This window comes from Solibacillus kalamii (assembly GCF_002174535.1).
GTDB classification, from domain to species: domain Bacteria; phylum Bacillota; class Bacilli; order Bacillales_A; family Planococcaceae; genus Solibacillus; species Solibacillus silvestris.
The window spans coordinates 81,714-103,964 of record NZ_NHNT01000004.1 but is presented as its reverse complement, the minus strand read 5'-3'; the positions used below and the strand labels follow the sequence as shown (position 1 = coordinate 103,964).

General features: G+C 40.6%; 20 protein-coding genes. 7 read left to right on the top strand and 13 right to left on the bottom strand.

Annotated elements, in window-relative coordinates; all coding sequences use genetic code 11:
* Positions 1-3: 3 nt before the first annotated feature.
* From fabG to CBM15_RS08465, 13 genes are all read right to left on the bottom strand, one after another.
* A complete protein-coding gene (gene fabG, locus CBM15_RS08525) occupies positions 4-735 on the bottom strand; it encodes a 3-oxoacyl-ACP reductase FabG (RefSeq protein ID WP_008406204.1) in 732 nt (243 codons plus the stop codon).
* 16 nt (positions 736-751) lie between these two features.
* The gene (phaZ, locus tag CBM15_RS08520; protein WP_087617126.1) at positions 752-1,651 is read right to left on the bottom strand and encodes an intracellular short-chain-length polyhydroxyalkanoate depolymerase; all 900 of its coding nucleotides are present in this window, start codon (positions 1,649-1,651) and stop codon (positions 752-754) included.
* Between the two features lies 1 nt (position 1,652).
* Complete coding sequence (locus CBM15_RS08515; RefSeq protein ID WP_087617125.1) at positions 1,653-2,657, bottom strand: 3-oxoacyl-ACP synthase; 1,005 nt, start codon at positions 2,655-2,657, stop codon at positions 1,653-1,655.
* Positions 2,654-3,679 (bottom strand): branched-chain amino acid ABC transporter permease, encoded by a 1,026-nt coding sequence (locus CBM15_RS08510; RefSeq protein WP_087617124.1) that lies wholly within the window; start codon positions 3,677-3,679, stop codon positions 2,654-2,656. Before CBM15_RS08510 ends, CBM15_RS08515 begins: the two co-directional genes overlap by 4 nt.
* Before the next feature lie 4 nt (positions 3,680-3,683).
* Entirely contained in the window at positions 3,684-4,547 is an 864-nt protein-coding gene (locus CBM15_RS08505; protein WP_087617123.1) for a branched-chain amino acid ABC transporter permease, read from the bottom strand.
* 13 nt (positions 4,548-4,560) lie between these two features.
* Positions 4,561-5,268 (bottom strand): ABC transporter ATP-binding protein, encoded by a 708-nt coding sequence (locus tag CBM15_RS08500; protein ID WP_087617122.1) that lies wholly within the window; start codon positions 5,266-5,268, stop codon positions 4,561-4,563.
* Positions 5,261-6,019: an ABC transporter ATP-binding protein gene (locus CBM15_RS08495; RefSeq protein WP_087617121.1), complete on the bottom strand. Its 759-nt coding sequence runs from the start codon at positions 6,017-6,019 to the stop codon at positions 5,261-5,263. Before CBM15_RS08495 ends, CBM15_RS08500 begins: the two co-directional genes overlap by 8 nt.
* Positions 6,020-6,113: 94 nt before the next feature.
* Positions 6,114-7,367, bottom strand: a complete 1,254-nt coding sequence (locus tag CBM15_RS08490) for a substrate-binding domain-containing protein (RefSeq protein WP_087617120.1) — start codon at positions 7,365-7,367, stop codon at positions 6,114-6,116.
* 522 nt (positions 7,368-7,889) lie between these two features.
* Complete coding sequence (locus tag CBM15_RS08485; protein WP_087617119.1) at positions 7,890-11,021, bottom strand: AfsR/SARP family transcriptional regulator; 3,132 nt, start codon at positions 11,019-11,021, stop codon at positions 7,890-7,892.
* 165 nt (positions 11,022-11,186) lie between these two features.
* Positions 11,187-11,372, bottom strand: coding sequence for an amino acid transporter (locus CBM15_RS08480; protein WP_087617118.1), 186 nt, complete (start codon positions 11,370-11,372; stop codon positions 11,187-11,189).
* A 468-nt stretch (positions 11,373-11,840) separates the two neighbouring features.
* Positions 11,841-12,518 carry a GNAT family N-acetyltransferase gene (locus CBM15_RS08475; RefSeq protein ID WP_087617117.1) on the bottom strand — a complete coding sequence of 226 codons (678 nt, stop codon included), beginning with the start codon at positions 12,516-12,518 and terminating at the stop codon, positions 11,841-11,843.
* Complete coding sequence (locus CBM15_RS08470) at positions 12,519-13,628, bottom strand: mandelate racemase/muconate lactonizing enzyme family protein (protein ID WP_087617213.1); 1,110 nt, start codon at positions 13,626-13,628, stop codon at positions 12,519-12,521.
* A 21-nt stretch (positions 13,629-13,649) separates the two neighbouring features.
* On the bottom strand, positions 13,650-14,261 hold the full coding sequence (locus tag CBM15_RS08465) for a flavin reductase family protein (RefSeq protein ID WP_087617116.1): 612 nt from the start codon (positions 14,259-14,261) through the stop codon (positions 13,650-13,652).
* Positions 14,262-15,069: 808 nt separating this feature from the next.
* On the opposite strand from CBM15_RS08465, the gene CBM15_RS08460 reads away from it, so the two are divergent.
* The 7 genes from CBM15_RS08460 (at position 15,070) to CBM15_RS08430 (ending at position 22,222) form a co-directional block, all read left to right on the top strand.
* A complete protein-coding gene (locus tag CBM15_RS08460; RefSeq protein WP_087617115.1) occupies positions 15,070-16,344 on the top strand; it encodes an L-lactate MFS transporter in 1,275 nt (424 codons plus the stop codon).
* Between the two features lie 147 nt (positions 16,345-16,491).
* Positions 16,492-17,676, top strand: a complete 1,185-nt coding sequence (locus CBM15_RS08455; RefSeq protein WP_087617114.1) for a YbfB/YjiJ family MFS transporter — start codon at positions 16,492-16,494, stop codon at positions 17,674-17,676.
* A gap of 120 nt (positions 17,677-17,796) precedes the next feature.
* Positions 17,797-18,630 carry a MerR family transcriptional regulator gene (locus tag CBM15_RS08450; protein ID WP_008406183.1) on the top strand — a complete coding sequence of 278 codons (834 nt, stop codon included), beginning with the start codon at positions 17,797-17,799 and terminating at the stop codon, positions 18,628-18,630.
* 111 nt (positions 18,631-18,741) lie between these two features.
* Positions 18,742-19,905, top strand: a complete 1,164-nt coding sequence (locus tag CBM15_RS08445; protein WP_087617113.1) for an MFS transporter — start codon at positions 18,742-18,744, stop codon at positions 19,903-19,905.
* Between the two features lie 66 nt (positions 19,906-19,971).
* Positions 19,972-21,174: an ornithine--oxo-acid transaminase gene (locus CBM15_RS08440; protein WP_087617112.1), complete on the top strand. Its 1,203-nt coding sequence runs from the start codon at positions 19,972-19,974 to the stop codon at positions 21,172-21,174.
* A 71-nt stretch (positions 21,175-21,245) separates the two neighbouring features.
* Positions 21,246-21,806, top strand: coding sequence for an SLOG family protein (locus tag CBM15_RS08435; protein WP_087617111.1), 561 nt, complete (start codon positions 21,246-21,248; stop codon positions 21,804-21,806).
* Positions 21,807-21,910: 104 nt separating this feature from the next.
* Positions 21,911-22,222, top strand: coding sequence for a hypothetical protein (locus CBM15_RS08430; RefSeq protein ID WP_008406178.1), 312 nt, complete (start codon positions 21,911-21,913; stop codon positions 22,220-22,222).
* The last annotated feature ends 29 nt before the right edge of the window (positions 22,223-22,251 follow it).

The window sequence follows — 22,251 nt, the reverse complement described above, 5'->3', positions numbered from 1 at the left end:
CTTCTACATCATAATGCCGCCATCAACTTGCAGAACATGACCTGTAATATAACTCGCTTCATCCGATGCTAAAAATAAATAAGCATTTGCGATATCTTCCGGTTTCCCTAATCGTTGTAAACTTGTAATGCCCTCCATTTGCTGGAGCACTTTTTCCGGCATCTTTTCGACCATTGGCGTTGCCGTAAATCCGGGAGCGACGGCATTTACATTGATTCCTTTACGACCAAGCTCTTTTGCCCATGTTTTTGTCATCCCGATAATTGCCGCTTTTGTTGCCGCATAGTTTGTTTGACCAAAATTACCATACACACCACTTACCGATGAAGTGCTGATAATTTTCCCTGACCCTTGCGCGATCATATGAGGTGCTACTGCTTGTGTGCAGTAGTAGACACCGTTTAAATTAATTTGAATAACCTTCTCAAAATCCTCTTCGCTCATTTTGACAAGCGTTGCATCACGGGTAATCCCTGCGTTATTTATCAAAATATCGATTTTGCCGAAACGGTCAACAACTTGCTCAACCATTTCCTTTACTTCAGCGAGTTTTGATACATCAACAGCAAAGAAGGCGACATTCTCCCCTAGCTCTGCTTCCATTTTTTCACCTTGTTGTTTGTCATAGTCTACGATGGCCACTTTTGCGCCTTCTTCCAAAAAACGCTTTACCGCTGCAAGGCCAATACCACCTGCACCACCTGTAATAATTGCTACTTTATTTGCTAAACGCATATAGCCCCGACCCCTTTTAAGATAAGATAAACTCCTCTATTGCCTCTTTCGTTTCATCCAAACTATCGACTAGCGGCGAGTGTCCACAGTTTGCCAGTTTCATGATTTGTGCCCTGCCTGCAAAATCCTCGATAATTTCGGTTGTCATCTCCCCAGTAACTACAAAGTCGCGATCGCCGTATAAAACAAATGTCGGAATGTGAATATCTTTTACTTGATTCGTTCCCCTTGCGACTTCATTATCGACTGCACTTATGTTGAATGTATTTAATGCATGGTACACATCCGCCAAGTTACGCTGTGTCAGCATGTCATCCACATATTGTTCATAGCGCGCTTCGTCCGGCTGGTTCTGTGTATAGATCACACTGTTCCATACAAACTTCAGGCCATCACGGTTTTTCGTGTCATACATTTGCTGCATTGGAATTGTTTTAACGGGATCCTGCTCAATTTGTTCAATTGTTGCTAAACGCTTTGTAAGATCCGGTGTTCCGTCCGCATTTGAACTATAAAACGGATACCCCCGTGTTGAACCCGAAGCAAATAATACGAGCTTTTTACTATAGTCCGGATAATCTGCACAAAACTGCATTGCGACATTACCGCCTGTCGACCAGCCAATGATTGTAAAGTCCTTCAACTCGAGCGCATCAACGAAAAGCTTAATATCATCGCTGAAGTCTTTGATCGATGTAATCCGTTTATTGTACGTGGATTCGCCAAAGCCGCGCATATCTACCGCATAAATTGTGAATCGTTCATCCATTGATTCCATCAGCAAATCCCAATGTTTCGAACTTGTCATATTGCCATGAACTAATAGAACAAGTTCATCGCCGCCTTCTCGCTTCCGATATGATAAAGTTTCACCATTTGATAATTCCACTTTTGCCAAAACGTCCAGCTTATTCATTTTAAGCCCCCCATTTTACTGTAATCGCACCCCATGCATAGCCTATACCTGCACTCACTAACGAAACAATTTGCCCATCCTGCAGTTTCCCTTCCTTACGCGCAAGACAAAGAGATAAAATCTGATCGATTTGTCCGATATGACCGTAATGCGACAAATAAATCGATTTCTCCTCTGAAAGCCCCAGCTCTTGTAATACATAGTCATGTGCAGACTTTTTCATATGAAGCATCGCAACATAATGTAAATTAGTTTCGCTATAACCACTTTTCTGCAGCGATTGGCGAATTACCTTTAAAAAATTGCTTAATGATTTCTGCTCCAAACGAAGCTTCATGCCTTCAGGATCGAGAACATCCAATATATAGCGGCCTGCCTGTAGATGATCAACCGTTAACGGTTCCTTTGTGCCGCCTACCGGAACAACAACATCTTCCGAAAATGAACCGTCTGTAATGAGCGAGGCCTCCAGTACTTCGTGCCCGCCCGCGTTTTTCTGTAAAATCATGGCACCCGCACCTGCACCTAGATTGAACATAAAGCGTGTCCGCTCGTTTTCATAATCGATAAAATCATGGTTGCGGTACCCTCCAGCCAACAGGACCGTCTTGACGGAATCATCCGCAAGCATTAAACTTTTTGCTACTTTCATCGCCATAATGGCCGTACCGCATCGAAGCTGGACATCAAATGCCCATGCATTCACCGCCCCGATTTCTTCCTGAATTTTTATGGCAGCCGTCCATAACGGGTACTCTTTATGCTCTTCCCCGATATAAATGACGACATCAATATCTTTTGCATCCACTTGCGCTTCGGAAATCGCTTCCTTTGCCGCTTTTACACTCATTTCAACCGGATGGTCATGCGGTCCAGCAACCACTTTTTCAATAATGCCCATTTTTGTTTCAACGACAGCTGCCGGAATATTTGCCTTCTCCGCAATTTGGGCACCGGTCAATCTTCCTTCAGGTAAAAACATTCCTAATCCAGTTATTCCGATCATCGTTGTATCTCCTTTTCACGAAGCTTGACAGATGCCTTTGTTTTTTGCCCTTTTTTCAGCTTCCACTCGTGATAGCGCATTGATACCGTACCTACGATGCCTCGCGGGAAGAATATAACCGCTAAAATGTACAAAATACCGAAGAAAATAATCCATCTTTCAAAAATGGGATAGTCTCTTGCAAGACCTGATAAGTAATGTTGCGCAAATTCAATGACACCTGCCCCGATGATCGGTCCGATTAATGTTCCAACTCCCCCGATAATCGTCATCATCAGTGCGTCCAACGTAATATCCATCGTCAGCACACTCGTATTGACGAAGCGTAGCGATATAGCGTAAAGCGAACCTGCCAAACTTGCAACAGCGCCGGCAATAACGGAAGCAATGATTTTGTACCCCAACGTTTTAAACCCGAGCGAACGTGTACGCTGCTCATTTTCACGAATCGCAACAAGCACTTTCCCGAACGGTGATGCAACGATTCGTTTCAGTAAAATGAAAATGACAACTAGACAGATGAGCACTAAAAAGTAAAAATACAATCGCTCACGGAACAGTTCCGGTGCTCGGAAAGTAAACCCATCATTCCCCTTCGTTACCGTACGCCACTTTTCCGCCAACACTAAGAACAACCCTGAAATTGCTAACGTAAACATTGCATAAAAGTGACTTTTCAACCGAAGCGTCAATGCACCGCTTATTACACTAATAATGGCAGATAGCGCGATTCCGACTACAACCGAGGTAGCGAATATACCGATTGATGGACCGTAATCGCTCAGCATAATCGCGGTCGTATACGCACCGATCCCGAAAAACATTGCATGACCGAATGAAATAATACCCGTGTAACCTAGTAAAATATCGTAACTCATCGCCAGTATTGCAAAAATACAAAACTGCGTTAACAAAATCGTCATCGTTCGAGAATCCAGTACAAACGGTAATACGGCCATGACTCCTACTACGACTGCATACGCTAAATTCATTTTCGATAAAATTAATGGCTGTTTTAACATAGAATCACCCCTTCGCAACTGTGAATAAGCCTTGTGGACGGAAAATCAGAACACTTGCCATTAAAATCATGTTGACCGCAACGGATAAAAACGGCACATAATATGCCATAAAACTTCCGGCAAGCCCTACTAAAATTGCTGCCATCAATGAACCTTGGAAACTCCCCATTCCGCCGATGACTACAACGATAAATCCTAAAATCGCATATTCCATTCCCATTTCCGCATAAACAACCCCCGAATACGGAGCCATCAGCATTCCGCCTAATGCCGCCAATGCCGCGCCGCACATAAAGACAATTAAAAATACACGCTTAATGTTGATACCCAAGGCCTGTGTCATTTCCCGGTTCATAACCCCAGCCCGAACGACCAATCCGATTTTCGTCCGATTTAAAATAAAATACAGAACACCAAATAAAGCAAAACCTACAACGATAATAAAAATCCGGTATTTAATAATCGTTAAATCACCAATTTGCCAGCTGCCTGCCAAGTAAGAAGGAACTTTAACAGGTACACCGTTTGGACCGAAAACAACTTTAATCATTTCCTGCAGCACGAGCATAAATCCGAGCGTAATTAAAATCTGCTGTACGTGATTTCCGTAAACCGGCTTAATAATAAGTTTTTCCGTAATAAATCCTAGAACAAGGCCTGTGAGAATCGCGACAACAATTCCGACTAAAAAGCTGTTGCTCCATAAATACGTGAATACCCCTGTATAGGCACCCCATACGAACAGTCCGCCGTGCGCAAAATTCAGCACATCCATTAACCCGAATATAAGCGTCAATCCGGCTGCCAGTAAGAAAATAAGCATTCCTGTCGCTAGTCCATTTATCGCTAAACTGATTATTAGTTCCATTCGCTTCCCCTCCTTATCCGATTCCTAAATATTTACGCTTCAGCTGTTCGTCTTCGATTAAACCTTGCATTTCTCCTGATTGCACTGTTCGCCCGTCATCAATCAATGTGAACGTATCGCCGATTTTACTCGCCATCATAAAGTTCTGTTCAACAAGCACGATCGATGTATGCTTTTTCATTTCAGTAATGGCTTCCATCACTTTCTCAATCACAATTGGCGCAAGCCCTTTCGATGGTTCATCGATTAACAGCAGCTTGCTGTCGTTGACGAAAGCCCTTGCCATCGCAAGCATTTGCTTTTGACCGCCCGATAGATAGCCCCCTTGCTTTTTCCAGAACTTTTTCAAATCCGGGAATAACTCTAAAATGTAAACCTGCTTTTGCATTGTCGCATTCGTTTCTTTTCGAATCGCCACTTTCATGTTTTCCTCTACCGTCAGCTGGCCAAAAATTCCCTGATCTTCCGGTACATAGCCGATTCCACTGTTCGCAATATCATAAGGCGTCATTTTCGTAATATCTTTCCCGTCGAAATGAATCGCTCCTTTCGATGCCGGTGTCAATCCCATAATCGTGCGAAGTGTCGTCGTTTTCCCGGCGCCATTCCGCCCTAGTAAAACGGATACTTCTCCCGCTTTCGCTTCAAAATTGATACCTTGCAAAATGTGATATTGTGAAATAAACGTCTCCACACGCTCCAGCGTTAAAATATTATTCATACGCAAGGCCTCCTAAATACGCTTGTTGTACCGTTTCATTGTTCATAATTTCCTCAGGTGACCCGTCAGCTAACAGCGCACCATTGAACAGCACCATAATCGAATCGGACAAATCGATAATCATATCCATTTTGTGCTCGATCAATAAAATCGTTTTATCTCCGCGCTCCTTAATCGAACGAATCACATCCAATATTGCAGGTACTTCCTCCAATGACATGCCGGCTGTCGGCTCATCCAACAGTAAAATTTCAGTATCAAGTGCCAGTAACATCCCGATTTCCAGTTTTCTTTTTTCGCCATGGGAAAGCTGATTCGCCACCTGATGCATTTTATCGGTTAATAGCACTTGTTCCAAAATTTCAACCGCTTCATTCGTAATTTCTTTATACTTCAGGAAATGATTGAGCATATGAAAGCGCACTTTTCGTTTCGATTGCACGGCAAGGCGTACATTTTCCAACACGGTTAAATTCGGAAACACATTTGTTATTTGAAATGATCTTCCAATGCCTAATCGCGTCCGGTCCACAGATGACTTTTTTTGAAGTGATTGGCCTTTAAAAAAGACATCTCCTTCAGTAGGCTCCAGCTCGCCGCTAATTAAATTGAAGAAAGTCGTTTTTCCAGCACCGTTTGGCCCAATAATGGATTTAAACTGCTTTGCTGTCATTTCAAAATTAATGCTGTCCACTGCTTTATGCTCGCCGAATTTAATCGATAAATTGTTCGTTTTTAAAATCGGTTCCATCATCTCACCCTCTCGTTTTTCATTTACATGGTGATCCTTATAACAAAAGGCTGTCTTGAAAGTTCAACACTTTTTAGACAGCCTCACTTATTTGCTAGTTTAAAATAGGAGGTTCCGTTTCTTCTGGAAGTAATTCGCGCAGTAATACTGGTACCGGATAATCAAATTCCGCTACTTTTTCAAGGCGGATTGCGTACATCGTCTGTAATGCCTGGTGGTCCTCTTCACGGAATGTCATCGTTCCTTTCGGTGTTTCAAATGACATACCTTCCATTAATGGAATCAACGTATTTCCGTCCGCATCCCCGCCTGATTTTTTCAGGGCTTCTACAATCGCAACGGCCGCTGTAAATCCGCCCGGTGTAAATAGATCCGGCACTTCACCATTGAATCGTGCTTTATGTTCTTCTACTAACCAATCATTCACTTCATTTTTCGGTAGTGTATGGTGATATACAGAGAATCCTTCCATTCCTACTAATGGCTCCATAAATTGAAGTGCAATAATGTCCGGTGCACCAGTTGAAATTTTAATGCCTTTTTCTTGCAGTTTTAAATCTGCAATCTGGTTCCAAGGAGAGTTTGCCCCTGCCCATACAACGAATAAAAAGTCCGGTTTTGCATCAATAATTTTTTGCAAGTTTGACGTAAAGTCTGTTGCAGCCGGGTCTGCATATTCTTCCAACACAATTTCAGCGCCTAATCCTTCAGCTGCTGCCTTAAATGCCGATACACCATCCCAACCGAATGAGTAGTCCGGTGCAAACGTTGCAATTTTTACACCTTCTCCAGCGATTGCGGCTGCCGCTGCATAAGCATCCTGTGAAGAGTTACGTGCCGTTCTGAAAATGTACGGATTAAATTCTGAACCTGTAATACTGTCTGCTACTGCTGGTTCTACAATCATAATTTTCTCGTATTCTTCTGCTAGTGGAAGTACTGCCAATGTGTCACCTGAACTTGATGAACCAACTAAAAAATCAACCGCGTCATCTTCTAATAGCTTCGTTGCCTTTTGAACGGCTACTTCCGGTTTTGTTTCTGTATCTTCCCAAACGACTTCGATTTTACGTCCTTCTACTTCCATCGTGCCGTCTGTCGCATATTCAAGACCTAACTCGAATCCGTTTTTCGTTTGCTTACCGTACGATTCAAGAGCTCCCGTTAACGATGCAAGTACACCAACTTTAATCGGAGTTGAGGATGCAGCTGTTTCTGTTGTCCCGCTCTCACCTTGCTCAGCTGAATTTGTAGTTGATGAATCATCGCCGTCTGTTGAATCACTGTTACATGCAACCAATAAGAAAATCGATAATACCGCAAAAATTAACCATAAACGCTTTTTCATTCAATGTCCCTCCTAGCAAAATTTTCAGCATAGCTATCTGCTTATTCGTAATGTAACATCGCGAAGTTACAAATGAGTTACATTCAGGGGGATGAGGGGAATGGCAGCGCGAATTGCTGGGCAAAAAGTTCTAATAAAATTTGTTTTGTGCTAATAAAATTAAATTTGTTCTAATAAAATGAAGATTTTCTAATATATCGTGCGGTTGTTCTAATATCACTGAGCATTGTGCTAATAAAGGTTCCCAATCTTCTAATATCACACCTACTTCTTCTAATAAGCCGTTCAACTTTACTAATAAAATTACGGCAAAACTTTTCCCACCCCAATTTCCGGCAATTCACGCTTCTTTTCAGTTCAATATCAACCAACTTCTAATACCCCTCCATTTCTTCTAATAACGCTCTAACTTCTTCTAATAACCCGCTCAATTGTTCTAATAAAACGGCATTAACACTCCTGCACACCAATAAAAAAAGCTATGCTGAAATACATCTTCAACATAGCGCTCAATCAATCTATTCACATTTTCAATACAAGCTCATACAGTCGCTCGGTTGGTTCCATCGGTGTAATTTTATATTGGTCGTCCAGCACATCTACACAGCGCTCATAATGTTTAATCGCTTCCCGGCGGTTCCCTAAATAGTAATGGGCAAGCATCAACAGCCGGTAACCTTCTTCATGACCGTCATCAAGAGCAATAATTCGGTCTGCCCACCGGATCACCTTTTCAAACTGCTGCAGGCGAACATAATTTTGTGCGACGCGTTCCAAAATGAGCAAGATTTTTTCATTGTAATACGCCTGAAAAGATTCCAGCCAATCCCGTTCCATGTCAGAACAAAATGGTCCATCTACAAGACGCATCGCCAGTTTCAGCCATTCATTTGAAAGCTTTGCTGTCTTTTCTTCAAGTCCGCGCTGGACATAATACGTAAAATAAGCAACATCACTATGTATCCAGCGATCTTCCAATTTATATAAATGCTGATGGCGTTTAATAAAATTGCTTTCCTCACGCGCCGATCTTGTTGGCTCCAGCGTTTTTAACATCGCGTTAAAAACAACTTTAAAATCCCGTTGCATCGCTTCTTCATCCTGCTGCCAAATCGCGTCGCAAATTTGCTGGCGTGATACAAACTGCTCGCGATGAATATATAAATAGAAAAATAGTTCCTTCGCTTTCAAACGCTTCCACTCTTTATCTTGAATCATTTCATGTTCACGATAGACTTGTACAGGACCAAATAACGTCAATGATAGCTCCGTACTTGGTGCGGCATTTATATTTAACTGGTTAAATACGAGCATCTCCTGCTGCAGCTGTTTCGCGAGTTGAACAAATACAATTAAATAACGCGGTCCGAAAAGGGTTTTCTTCTCCATAAAAAACGGATAATCATTCACACATAAATCCCAAAAACGACGATAATATGTTAACGCTTCTTGCTGATTATTTAAATTAACAAAACAATACGCCAGCCAAAAGAAACATATCATCTGACCGTACGTATCCTCACTGCGCTCATAATAGGATAATGCCTGTTTTGCAGTATCGACCGCTTCTTGAAAATGGCTGTTTTCTGCCAGAACTTTCGTCAACGCCGTCAACAACAACGCCGACATCCAGAAATCCTGGACTTTATTCGTTTCCCTCAGTCCAATTTGTGCATGGCGCTTCGCCTCATACACATTATCGCGGTGATACAAAATTAGTCCCATATAACACTCGGCAGTAATACGCTTTACGTGAATAAGATTGAGGAGATCAAGTGTCTCATCAAAACAGCCTTTTGCACGTTCAAAATCTTTCATCTCCATGTTAAGTAGCGCCAGTCCTTTACGCAGCTTTGTCAGGGCAAGTGTATACGGCATATCAACGAGCGCTTCTTTTCCACCCTCAATAATTCGGCTATATGCCTGCGTATTCTCACCCATTAACACATCGATCAAGACGAGCAGTAAATCGGTCGTGCGGTGCGCTTCTTCCCATTGGAACGGTTTTGACACACGCGCATTCAGCAGCTCTTTCGCTTTTTCCAACTGACCGTGGCGCAAATAAAGACGCGCATCGATATTATTAATGCTTAACTCCAGGTTTTGCGACTGGCTCCAGCGCAGTGCCTCCCCCGCTTTCCCTAAATTAATCAGATTTTCGGTATATAAACTATTAATAAGATGACGTTCTGTATCACTCACATCTACTTCGTTCAATAAACTAATTGCCTGCTGCAGATGATGTTCCGCAAAAACAGGCTGAAGGGTATCCAAATAAATATTGGCAAGCCCAAACTGTGAGCGCATTAAAAACAACCGGTCCTGCTGCAGCTGCGCTTTTATAAAGCATTCATTGTACGCATTTTTTGCCCGTTCATATTGTGCACGGTAACGCTGGCATTCCCCTTCATAATACAAAAGCTGATACGGTTTCTCTTCCATCGCAAAGTCTTTCAGCCGTTCCAGTAAAAATTCAAATTGCCCTGCTTCAATAAACTGCGGTGAAAATTGCAGCAGTAACTCGATATAGTACCGGTTATTTTTCAGCTGGGTTGCATGTGTGACAGCTAATACACCTAAATTTTGATTGGCATAATACCGGGCTGCCTGTCCATGAGATTCCTCATGCAGATCCGGATAGTATTCGCTCAGCCGCTGCTGCAGAAACTGTTGGAACAGTGCATGGAACCGGTACTTTGTTCCTCCTGCCAATGGCGTTATAAACGCAAGCTCATCTAACTTCGGCTTTACTTGCTGGATCCATTCCACTCCGTATAGTTCCGTAATGACATCAAGGGAAATCACTTGATGGATGCCCAGCTTTAGAAGCTGAAGCCGCAGTTGCTCATCCAGCTTATCGAATACTTCCGCGGAAAGATATGCAAAAAAATTCCCGACCGATCCTTCTGCTATATCGATGAGCTGTTCCTGACTATATTTCGCTTTATAGCCAAGGAGCATGATCGCCATTGCCCAGCCTTCCGTCATTTGCATAATAAATTCACTTTGTTCATCCGTTAGTTGCCGGTCAAAAAATGCTTCAAATAAATATTGAACATCTTCTTCTGCAAAAGTAAATTCCGGCTCTAAACATTCTATCAGCTGATTATTCATGCGAAGCGTCAACAAACAGCTCCACTCAGGCATTTTTCTCGTGGCGACAATGATATGGAGATTGGCAGGCAAAAATTGAAGCAGCTGATTCATAATGTAGTTGATTGGAAATACATGTGACACATGGTGATAGTCGTCCAACACAATTAAGAAAGGCTCTTTTATATAGTGCAGCTCATTTGCAATTTGTTTTGAAAGCTGCAGTAATTCTTCCATATTGTGAAACTTTAACGTCTCATCCCATCCTTTTAATTTATCGCCGAACGACGGGAAATGCTGTTGAATACTATAGATAAAATGACGCAAAAACGGAAATATTGAGTCATCATCCGGCGTAATCTGATACCAGGAGGATTTTGTTTTTTGATCATTTAAAAATTGACTCATAAGTGATGTTTTCCCGTAACCTGCGCTACTATGTAAAATGGTACACTTTGCATGCGGCCAATCCGAAAGCTTTTTCATTAATTTTGCTCTTCTTAAATAGTTATTGACTGGTGTTGGAGGTATCAGTTTCGAAACAAAAATATGTTGCTCCATGCTTCCCACCCCATTTAGAATTAATTTACAAATATATTAACATAAAGCAGAAAATTATTCTTCAAAATACAGGATTTATATAAAACACGACTAATATATAGTATATTAATAATTCATGTTGAATATTATAACTATTTAAGAAAAGAAAAAATCCTCTATGCCAAACTAGAGAATTTTGTCCAAAAGAATTAATAAAATTATTAAGGTAGCAGCGATTGCCATAAAGCTGAAGAAAAAATAGCCAATTATTCGAATAGGTTTGGGCATTTGCTTCATATTATAAGAACTAGGGGTACCCACATGCTTTTGATAATGCTCATCGGCATCATTGAACGGTTTTTTCTCCTTCAAAATCACTTCCTCTCTTTTAATATGTACTACTCGTCAGTAAAGAAAGTTTCAAATAATGTTAACGCTATGAGATTTGCGAGTAAACCACTCAGCTATTTATGTATGAAAAACTGTATGAAACCCATGTTAATAAATAGTCATTTTAGAGAAATGAAAGCGAAACCAATGTCTGTAAATATAGATTTATCAGTATTTACCGCTATTTTTCTAAGGTCATGTGCCTTAAAAAGTACTTTACTTAATTTTCTGAATATTTTATAATTATGAAAAGGAGCTGATACACATGCCAAACTATACTTACATTGCATCCGACGAAAATGACGTATCTTACCTATACGAAGATAACAGTGATTGCTATGATCTAGACTGCTTTGACGATAATGATATTTAAAGGAGTATTCAAACGACATGGACGGGATTAAATCGATAAAGGATGTGGCGAATAACTGATTATCGCCACATCCTTTATTATTTTACATATTGAATAAGCCAGTCCGGCCCATCCGCTCTCATCGATATACCGATAAAGCCTGATTTCAGAAGTTGCTGCTGTGCCTCCGTATTATCCATTGGGACAAATTGCTCTTCAGTCCACTTATGTTCTTTATAAGGAAGTGACTTCATAAATACATAGCGCAATTTCCCGCCATACTTCAGTTTCAATGCTGCAATATGCATATGTTGCGAAAACTTATCCTTTAAGCTCGCAATATTGCCCGGCATAACCGTTGCACAAACGGTATGAAACTTCGATTCATCCACTTGCTGCATAATGATTTCCGCCATTGTACGCTGCAGGCCATGACCCCGATAATCCGGATGAACATTGGAGATTTCCTGATAAAGCACTTTTCGCAGTTCCTTCTCAGTTTTCAAACCAATATCATAGCCTAAATGTTCTTCATCAATCATTGGCTCCAGCAGTGCTCGAAATGCGATTAGTTTTTCTTCAACGAAAACTCCGATCATGAGTCCGTTCCCGCTTAAAATAAAGCTTAACTCCTCGTTATCGAGTGGCTGCAATATTGCTTTGTTCGGGAGCGCGTCGACCACTTCCTGCTGCAAAACGGTTAACTCCGGAATATGTGATTCGGTCAATACCTGCACGACATATCGTTCATTCCCTAAAAATCCTGTCGCAATCATTTACTGCACCACACAATGGTCACGTGTTAATTCCGCTAAAACCGCTTCGTCAACATCGACACCTAAACCTGCACGTTCATTCAACTGAATATACGGGATATTATATTGAAGGTTTCCGATATCTTTTGAGAATTTTAACGGTCCAGTTAATTCCACACTCGTAAATACTTTATTTGAAAAGGCAACATGGAAACCTGCCGCCGAACCGACCGAAGACTCGACCATTGAACCGATTTGGCATTCAATCCCTGCCATTTCCGCCATATGTGCTAGCTTCATTGCAGGATACATTCCCCCGCATTTCATCAATTTAATATTTACCTTGTCCGCTGCACGCTTTGCAATAATTTCGCGCATTTCACGCACACCGCGTAAACCTTCATCAATCATGACAGGAATTGATGTTTTGGATTTAATTTCAACCATGCCATCAATATCATCCGCACGTACCGGTTGTTCCAGCCAGTCGATATTCAAATGTTCCAGTTCACGAACTGCTTGCATCGTTGTTGAACTGTTTACCCAGCCTTGGTTGACATCAACACGAATCGCAATTTCCTTTCCAACACGTTCACGCACTGCTTTTATGCGGGCAACATCACTCGTAACATCGCGTCCGACTTTCATTTTGAATGAGTTGTACCCCATTTCTACACGTTCTGCCGCTTCATTTGCCATCTTTTCAGGTGTTCCGATGCTTAATACATGTGTAATCGGGAACTTTTCATAATAACGCCCGCCAGTCAATTGATAGGCAGGTACACCAAGTTTCTTCCCCGCCAAATCAAAGCAAGCGATATCAATTGCCGCTTTCGCAGCGGGTGCACTGTAAATGAGCGCATCCATTTTGGCATGGATTTTTTCAAAGTTCATCGGGTTTTCCCCAATCATCGCCGGTGCCAATGTATGTTTTAATACAGCATAAGTACCTTCCAGTGTTTCACCTGTCACATGTTCGTCCGGCACTGCTTCGCCCCATCCGACTAAACCACATTGTGATGTTATCTTTACAATAATAGACGGCATGTTCGGATATGTCCCGTAGCTCACGATAAATGGTTCAATTAATGGTAATTCGATATTAAATAATTCAATTGTTTTAATTTGCATCATTTGATTTTTCTCCTTTATTTAAAGCGGGCGCTCGATTGTAAATTGCTCACCGATTTTTGCATAGTCATTTCCCGCAAGACGGCTAATTGCACCAAGACCTTTTGGATCAATTCGACCATCCTCGTACAGACTTTCTTCTATATGATAGTAAACGACTTTTCCGACGATCAGGTCACAGCCTGCATTTTCATCATCGCCGCCAAGTTCCAGCGCTTTTTCAAGGACACATTCCAGTCGGACTTTTGCTTCCTTTACACCCGGAACATCGATTTTTTCACTCATTACTAATGACAGACCTGCAACTGCTATCTCACTTTCATCCGGTGGCAAGTTTGCAGCTGTTTTATTAACTTGTTCTACATTTTCAGTATCGACAATATGGACAACAAATTGCTCTTTTGCACGAATATTTCTTGCTGTATCTTTTGGCTCCCCTTTTTTCCGTTGGATACTTACCGAAATCATCGGAGGATTTGAAGAAACGATATTGAAAAAACTAAATGGCGCCGCGTTCACAACCCCATCTTCTGATATCGATGTAACAAAGGCAATTGGTCTTGGAATGATGGAACCTATCAGAAATTTATAATTTTCACGTTCTGATATTTGTTTTGGATCAATTTTCTTCATAAAAACTCGCCTCTTTTCTTATCACTAATTTGACTTTAGAGAACTGATTGCAACACGTCAAATAGTTTTTCTGCATTTTAAATTAGAACAAATACTTTTATACATATTTAATTCGTTCCATATTTTGTGTGATTTAAAAGCCGTTTTAATAGGCTTTTTCAAGGTTATTGAAACAAAATCCCTCTACCTCCTCATAGATATTTTTCTTTTTCAATCAAAATTCTTCAGCGAAACTTCAAATATTTCCTATTCAACTAACTGTTATAAACAGTTTCACCATTCTATAAGAACCGTATAAAAATAAGGCCATTTAGATTAAAAACTTTAGCAAAAACGTTGATTTATCAGTGCATAAAGCTATTTATGAGGTTATTTTTGTGTATTAGTAACTGTTATATTATGAGTTCAAAAGTATTTTCCATTAATCCATTTCGAACATTTAAGAGAAATTATTTGCACAACTAAGTATTTTTAGTTATTTAAATAGAATTTATTACAGTTTACAATATTATCCTACCCTTAACATATTGCTATATTAAACTAATACTTCACTACCGGCAAAACCTTGATTTATCAACGTTAAAGCGCATTTTTACCATCAAAAAATAATTGCCTTAAGTACAATTTTATTACCCAAAAGAGAAATATATGTTTTTTCGAGATAATATATTTTGTGAAATTCTACTTGCACAACATAATAAGTTAATGTTAAGTTAATGTACATGGACGTTCATACTTTAGACATAACTACTTCAAGTAGAGAAATGTCGTATAACCGATATTTATTTTCGTGTGAGGGGGAAATTTTTTGAAAAAGAATCGTTGGTTAATTGCTGCATCAGCAATCGCTATTCACCTTTCAATCGGTGGAGCTTATGCATATAGCGTGTATAAAAATCCAATTGCTGAAGAGCTTGGGTGGGATGCATCGCAAATTACAATTGCGTTTACAATTATGATGGGGTTAGCAGGTTTTGCAGCCGCACTATTTGGTAGTACAGTAGAAAAATTAGGTCCGAGAAAAGCAGCGATGGTTGCAGCGGTACTATTCGGTTTGGGTCAAGGTGGCGCAGGGATTGCAATCGCTATGGATTCGGTTGTTTTATATTGGTTGACATACGGACTATTAAGTGGACTTGGGATGGGTATTGGTTATATCGCTCCAGTATCTACACTTGTTAAATGGTTCCCGAATCGTCGAGGTCTGGCGACAGGTATGGCAGTATTAGGATTCGGATCTGGTGCATTAATTACCGCGCCGGTAGCTGTAAACTTAATGGAGTCTTTCGGTATTTCAAACACTTACTTTATTTTAGGAATTAGCTATTTTGTATTAATGATGGTTGGTGCACTTTATATTGCTCCGCCTAAACCGGGCGAAGTAGAAGAAGCTGTTGCATCAGGAAAAGCAAAAACAACTGAAATTGCACAAATGTCTGCTCGTGAAGCTGTTCGTACAAAGCAGTTCTGGATGCTTTGGGCAATGCATTTAATTAATGTTACATCTGGTTTAATGTTGATTTCTGTTGCTTCTCCAATGGCGCAGGAAATTGCAGGTTTATCTGTAGCTGCAGCTGCAGCAATGGTTGGATTAATGGGCTTATTTAATGGTGGCGGTCGCTTACTTTGGGCAGCTGGATCAGATTATATCGGGCGTTCTAACGTATTCGTTATTTTCTTCACGATTCAATTAATTGCCTTTATTACACTACCATTCACTACAAACGCCATTCTATTACAATTGTTCATATTCTTAGTAGTTAGTTGTTATGGCGGTGGTTTCTCGAATTTACCAGCATTTGCAAGTGATTTATTCGGTACGAAACAACTTGGTGTTATCCACGGATATTTATTAACAACTTGGTCACTTGGTGGGATTTTCGGTCCACTAATCGCATCAACTGTTTATGAAGCTGCAAATAGCTATGTACCATTGTTTTACTTATTCAGTTTCTTAATTGCAATTTCATTAGGAATTTCTTTATTAATGCGCTCGAATGTCAACAAAATGAAAAAACAACGCGCAAAAGAAGAAGCAAGTACAAAACACAAAGGGAAACAGGGAGAACCTGTTCATTCATAAGGGGTTCTATAGAGATGAAACGGAAGTATCAACTTTCGGTTCATCTCTTTTCTTTTTTCTCTTATTTCTGTGGGTATTTTCTCTATTACTCTTGAATTTAAGAATGTTACAATTACTGTAAGGGATGTTTTTCCAGGGGGGATGTTCATGAACCGTCAACATTTCAGTATCATTTTAGGAGGCATTTTATTTTTAGCGGTTGCAATGGGGATTAGCCGCTTTGCCTTCACGCCGATTTTACCGTTCATGCGTGTTGATGAAAATTTATCTTTTACACAAGGCGGTTGGCTCGCTTCCAGCAATTATATCGGATACTTCATCGGAGCTTTAGGAGCAGGGTTTGTTAATAGGTCGAAAAAGAATTTTCTATTATTGAACGTATTCATAAATGTCTTTTCAATACTTTTGATGGGATTGATCGAGTCCTATTTAATATGGATACTTTTACGCTTTATCGCCGGATTAACGAGCGGTTTTATATTTGTACTTACATCAAGTATTGTAATGGATTATTTAGCGGCAAATTTATTAACACGCTGGAGCGGCTACTTGTTTAGCGGGGTTGGATTTGGAATCGCGTTATCAGGACTTTTCGTGCCATTCTTTGAAGCAAGCTTTAACTGGCAAGGATCCTGGCTTGGACTTGGCGCATTATCCGTCTTATTTTTGGCGACGACGATATTTTTATGGCGGCATTTAAATGTCAAGAATCACATAAAGGAACCAAAGTCCGCGGACAACAACATTTGGCGCGGCTTTATGCCATGGCTGATCATTGCATATGGATTGGAAGGACTCGGCTATATTATTACAGGCACTTTTTTAGTAGACATTATTTATAATATCGAATCATTACGTGCCTATGCCGGATATAGTTGGGTACTAGCGGGATTAGCAGCCATTCCATCTGCACCGATTTGGATGAAATGCATGTCCCGTTTTTCAACAGTTTCCATGATGAGTCTTGCCTATTCAATGCAAATTATCGGCATTTTGCTTCCTGTTCTATCGCAATCGGCATGGAGCGTACTATTGTCGGCGATGTCATTTGGTTTTACGTTTGTCGGACTTGTAACGATGTCGACCGCTTATGCTAGGCAGCTGTTTCCAAAGCAAAGCAACTATATCGTATCAATACTGACTACGTTTTATGCGATCGGACAAATTATCGGACCGGTTATTGCGTCTCGTCTGGAAACTCACTTCCGCACTTTCAAAGCCCCCCTGCTGTTTGCAGGAGGTACCGTTACGCTAGCGCTTGTACTGTTACTCGTCGGGTATTTCTACAGCAGGAAAAGCCCTGTTCATTTAGCTGCGGATATAAAATATTGAACCTAAATCACATCTCATGCAAAATAGTGAGATGTGATTTTTCTATTTCCCCAAAATAATTTACCCCTATCCCCCATTAATGTTACGATACCGATAACATTGTACTTCGGAGGACATCCTATGGAAGAAAAACATTATTCAATTGGCGAGGTTTCCAAACTGACGAATATCTCTATCCAAACGTTACGCTACTACGATCAGATCGGCTTATTCAAACCTTCCTATGTCGATCCTAAAACAAATTACCGCTACTACAAAGACTCACAATTTTATCATTTGGATATTATTAAATCATTGAAGTATATCGGTGTATCATTGGAGGAAATTAAAGCAGCGCAGCAATTTACCCCCGCTGAACTTCTCTCCTTTTTGAAGCAGCAGGAAAGTGTCATTGAACAGCAAATGAATCGCATGTACGAAATTCAGCAGTCTTTATATAAAACAAAAAGGCAAATGGAAGAACAGCTGGCAATCGATGTAATGGATACGGTCTATTTCAAAAATGAAGAATCGGTCCGTATTTTATCAATTAAAACAAATGAACTGACACCGTACTATATTCCAAACACGTACTACAGCTCCTTAATTAAAACACTGGAAGTCGAAAACAGCTTGCTGAGCAATCGGTATGGGTGTATTTTTCCTTACCAGCAATACGACAGCCTGGATGAACTGCATTACAGTCATGTTTTCACACCGCTCATTACAGACCGGTATATTACGCATTTAACAACCGATATGGACGTGAAAACAATACCTGCCGGACGATATGTTTGCATTGCGTTCATTTTTGAACCGGACACGTATTTAACACAATACCAAAAGCTTTATCATTATATAGAAGAACATCAATTACAAGTTTTGCCGGTTGTCTATGAAATTTTTATGCCTCTAAACTATTCTCCAAATGGAGAAGACCAGTTCATCGTGGAATTAAAAGTTAAGCTGCTCTAACTAATTTTTACAAATACTTTAAACAGTTCTATTGACTCTATAGCTACTGTAGGGTTTATGTTAGATAGTGCGGATTAACGATTTTTCACAACGTAATAAGGAGCAATAACAATGAAAGACTATAAAATAACATTAGGGTTACTCTTATTAAACCTGTTCATCGCCTTTCTGGGAATCGGTTTAGTCATCCCGGTACTTCCTACTCTAATGAATGAACTGCAAATAAGCGGCACCGTTGTCGGCTATTTAACAGCAGCATTCGCAATAGCACAACTGATTGTTTCACCACTCGCTGGTAAAGCAGTTGATAAATATGGACGTAAAATTATGATTGTCATCGGATTATTTATTTTCGGTATTTCAGAATTTCTGTTCGGTTTAGGGAAAACGATAGAAGTTCTTTTTATCTCCCGTGTTTTAGGCGGAATCAGTGCGGCGTTTATCATGCCAGCTGTAACAGCGTTTATCGCGGATATTACAACAATGGAAACGCGTCCAAAAGCACTTGGCTACATGAGTGCGGCAATAAGTACCGGTTTCATTATCGGGCCGGGCATCGGCGGATTTTTAGCTGATTTCGGTACACGTGTGCCGTTCTACTTTGCAGGGGCGCTCGGTACAACGGCAGCAATCTTATCTATTATTTTACTGCGTGAACCAGAACGCAATGTGGAAAATGCAGAAAATGCACCGGTACAATCATCCGGATTTAAACGCATTTTAGAACCAATGTACTTAATCGCCTTTATTTTAATTTTTGTCGCATCATTTGGACTCGCAGCATTCGAATCGTTCTTTAGCCTGTTTGTCGATCATAAATTCAGTTTCACTCCAACAGATATCGCAATCGTTATTACAGGTGGAGCAATTGTCGGAGCGATTGCACAAGTTGCGCTGTTTGACCGGCTTGCCCAAAAATGGGGAGAAATTAAGCTTATTCGCTACAGCTTAATATTATCGGGCGTTCTAGTATTTTTAATGACCGTTGTCAGTTCATATTTTGCTATTTTACTCGTAACATGTATCGTATTTGTCGGCTTTGACTTATTCCGTCCTGCCGTTACGAGCTATTTATCTAAAATTGCCGGCAATGAGCAAGGTTTCGTCGGCGGGATGAACTCGATGTTTACAAGCTTGGCGAATATTTTCGGGCCGATTTTAGGCGGGATGTTATTCGATATAGATATTAACTATCCATATTACTTTGCAACGGTTGTCATCTTCTTCGGTATTCTGTTAACATTAATTTGGAAGAAACCTGCATCGTATATGTAATTTTTTCTGTCTTTTGCAATGGATTTATCTGTTTTACAAGTAAATTTGCTTAAGGAGGATTTCATCATGACAACTAAATCAAAATCAGAACAACTTATTTCAACTACGGAAAAATTCGGGGCGCATAATTACCACCCACTTCCGATCGTAATCGAAAAAGCAGAAGGTTCCTGGGTGACAGACCCTGAAGGCAACCGTTATTTAGATATGCTCTCGGCGTATTCTGCTTTAAACCAGGGTCATCGCCATCCGAAAATTATTCAGGCGTTAAAAGATCAGGCAGATGCGGTGACACTTACGTCACGCGCATTCCATAGTGCGACATTAGGTGTTTGGTATGAAAAGGTCAGTAAGCTAACAGGCAAAAATATGGTGCTGCCGATGAATACAGGCGCTGAAGCTGTGGAGACGGCGATTAAAACAGCCCGCCGCTGGGGATATGAAGTAAAAGGCATTGAAGCAAACAAGGCGCAAATTATCGGCTGTAACGGCAATTTCCACGGCCGTACAATGGGTGCTGTGTCGCTATCCTCGGAAGCGGAGTATAAGCGCGGATTTGGCCCAATGCTGGAAGGCTTCACATTAATTCCTTACGGTGATATTGACGCATTAAAGGAAGCCATTACACCGAATACAGCGGCATTTATCGTGGAGCCGATCCAGGGAGAAGCAGGTATTATCATCCCGACAGAAGGCTTCTTAAAAGCAGCGTATGAACTATGTAAAGAAAACAATGTTCTGTTTATTGCAGATGAAATCCAAACAGGTTTATCACGAACAGGAAAACTGTTCGCCTGTGAATGGGAAGATGTTACACCGGACGTTTACATTTTAGGTAAAGCGCTTGGAGGCGGAGTTTATCCGATTTCAGCAGTTGTCGCGAATGATGATATTCTTGGCGTGTTCAATCCAGGGTCACATGGCTCGACTTTCGGCGGTAACCCGCTTGCATGTGCCGTATCAATTGCAGCAATTGATGTATTACTAGATGAAAAGCTGACAGAGCGTTCATTGGAGCTTGGCGACTACTTTAAAGCACAGCTTCAGACAATTGAGAACCCGGTGATTAAAGAAGTACGCGGGCGCGGTCTTTTCATAGGCGTTGAGCTTAACGAATCAGCTCGCCCCTACTGTGAAAGACTGGCTGAACGTAAATTGCTTTGCAAGGAAACACATGACACGGTAATCCGATTTGCCCCACCGCTGATCATTTCAAAAGAAGACCTGGATTGGGCAATCGAGCAGATTAAAGCGGTTTTTAGTGAATAAAGTGTATAGTAAGAGGGCGCTGTGTTATGCACAGTGCCCTTATTTTATTGATGGTTAGGCAAAGGAGACTTATGATGAAATCACTTTATATTACGGGCTACCGTCCACATGAACTCGGGATATTCAATGTCAAGCATCCCGGTGTCCCGGTTATTAAAAAGGCGTTGGAAAACCAATTGCGCATCCTCATAGAAGACGGACTGGAGTGGGTCGTGATCAGCGGCCAGCAAGGTGTTGAAACATGGGCAGCACAAGTTGTACTGGAACTGAAAAACGACTACCCTCAACTCAAATACTCCATTATCACCCCCTTCTTGGAACAGGAAAAAAATTGGAATGAGCATAAACAAGAGACCTTTATGCATATAGTAAGTAATGCCGATTTTGTGACAAGCGTGACGAAGCGCCCTTATGAAGCACCATGGCAGTTTATCGAAAAGGATAAATTCATTATCGATAATACAGATGCGACATTGCTCGTCTACGATGAAGAAAATGAAGGGTCCCCAAAGTATGTGCTTCGCCTCATCCAAAAGTATATGGAGCAGCATGAGGAATACGAGCTATTGATGATCAATGCTTATGATTTACAAATGGTAGCTGAGGAAATGCAGCAAGGAGATGATTGGTAAAAATTATGTAAAGATCTAAATTTAGTAAATATTCTGACTACAGTTGTTCGTTTTGGGGTATAATATATTAAACAAATTATTTTACTATTAAAGGAGGCCACATTATGAACCAATTGACGATGATTAATGAAACAACACCAATCAATATTCCGCACCATACGTATAAGCGTGAGTGCCGATATACGAGAGGCATCAACATCCCTCTTGCAGATATCGAAAGAATTTTATATGGGCTGAGCGATGATGCACTTCACTATTTTGAGTTCCATAATATCGCGAAAGAAATTAAACAAGGAACATTATTAAATGGCTATGCGGGTCTTGCTAATATTATTTCAGACTATTATAAGAACGAAAAAAATATAGAAATTCCTGAACTGACAAATGGCCGGGATTTTTATGTAAAAATAGTCTAACAAAATTAAGGGGATGACTTCCTAAGTGA

Bases quoted from the DNA above. Each gene is read 5' to 3' on its own strand.
- fabG (WP_008406204.1), bottom strand. From the start codon at position 735: ATGCGTTTAGCAAATAAAGTAGCAATTATTACAGGTGGTGCAGGTGGT.
- phaZ (WP_087617126.1), bottom strand. From the start codon at position 1,651: ATGAATAAGCTGGACGTTTTGGCAAAAGTGGAATTATCAAATGGTGAA.
- CBM15_RS08515 (WP_087617125.1), bottom strand. From the start codon at position 2,657: ATGATCGGAATAACTGGATTAGGAATGTTTTTACCTGAAGGAAGATTG.
- CBM15_RS08510 (WP_087617124.1), bottom strand. From the start codon at position 3,679: ATGTTAAAACAGCCATTAATTTTATCGAAAATGAATTTAGCGTATGCA.
- CBM15_RS08505 (WP_087617123.1), bottom strand. From the start codon at position 4,547: ATGGAACTAATAATCAGTTTAGCGATAAATGGACTAGCGACAGGAATG.
- CBM15_RS08500 (WP_087617122.1), bottom strand. From the start codon at position 5,268: ATGAATAATATTTTAACGCTGGAGCGTGTGGAGACGTTTATTTCACAA.
- CBM15_RS08495 (WP_087617121.1), bottom strand. From the start codon at position 6,019: ATGGAACCGATTTTAAAAACGAACAATTTATCGATTAAATTCGGCGAG.
- CBM15_RS08490 (WP_087617120.1), bottom strand. From the start codon at position 7,367: ATGAAAAAGCGTTTATGGTTAATTTTTGCGGTATTATCGATTTTCTTA.
- CBM15_RS08485 (WP_087617119.1), bottom strand. From the start codon at position 11,021: ATGGAGCAACATATTTTTGTTTCGAAACTGATACCTCCAACACCAGTC.
- CBM15_RS08475 (WP_087617117.1), bottom strand. From the start codon at position 12,518: ATGATTGCGACAGGATTTTTAGGGAATGAACGATATGTCGTGCAGGTA.
- CBM15_RS08470 (WP_087617213.1), bottom strand. From the start codon at position 13,628: ATGCAAATTAAAACAATTGAATTATTTAATATCGAATTACCATTAATT.
- CBM15_RS08465 (WP_087617116.1), bottom strand. From the start codon at position 14,261: ATGAAGAAAATTGATCCAAAACAAATATCAGAACGTGAAAATTATAAA.
- CBM15_RS08455 (WP_087617114.1), top strand. From the start codon at position 16,492: ATGAACCGTCAACATTTCAGTATCATTTTAGGAGGCATTTTATTTTTA.
- CBM15_RS08450 (WP_008406183.1), top strand. From the start codon at position 17,797: ATGGAAGAAAAACATTATTCAATTGGCGAGGTTTCCAAACTGACGAAT.
- CBM15_RS08445 (WP_087617113.1), top strand. From the start codon at position 18,742: ATGAAAGACTATAAAATAACATTAGGGTTACTCTTATTAAACCTGTTC.
- CBM15_RS08440 (WP_087617112.1), top strand. From the start codon at position 19,972: ATGACAACTAAATCAAAATCAGAACAACTTATTTCAACTACGGAAAAA.
- CBM15_RS08435 (WP_087617111.1), top strand. From the start codon at position 21,246: ATGATGAAATCACTTTATATTACGGGCTACCGTCCACATGAACTCGGG.
- CBM15_RS08430 (WP_008406178.1), top strand. From the start codon at position 21,911: ATGAACCAATTGACGATGATTAATGAAACAACACCAATCAATATTCCG.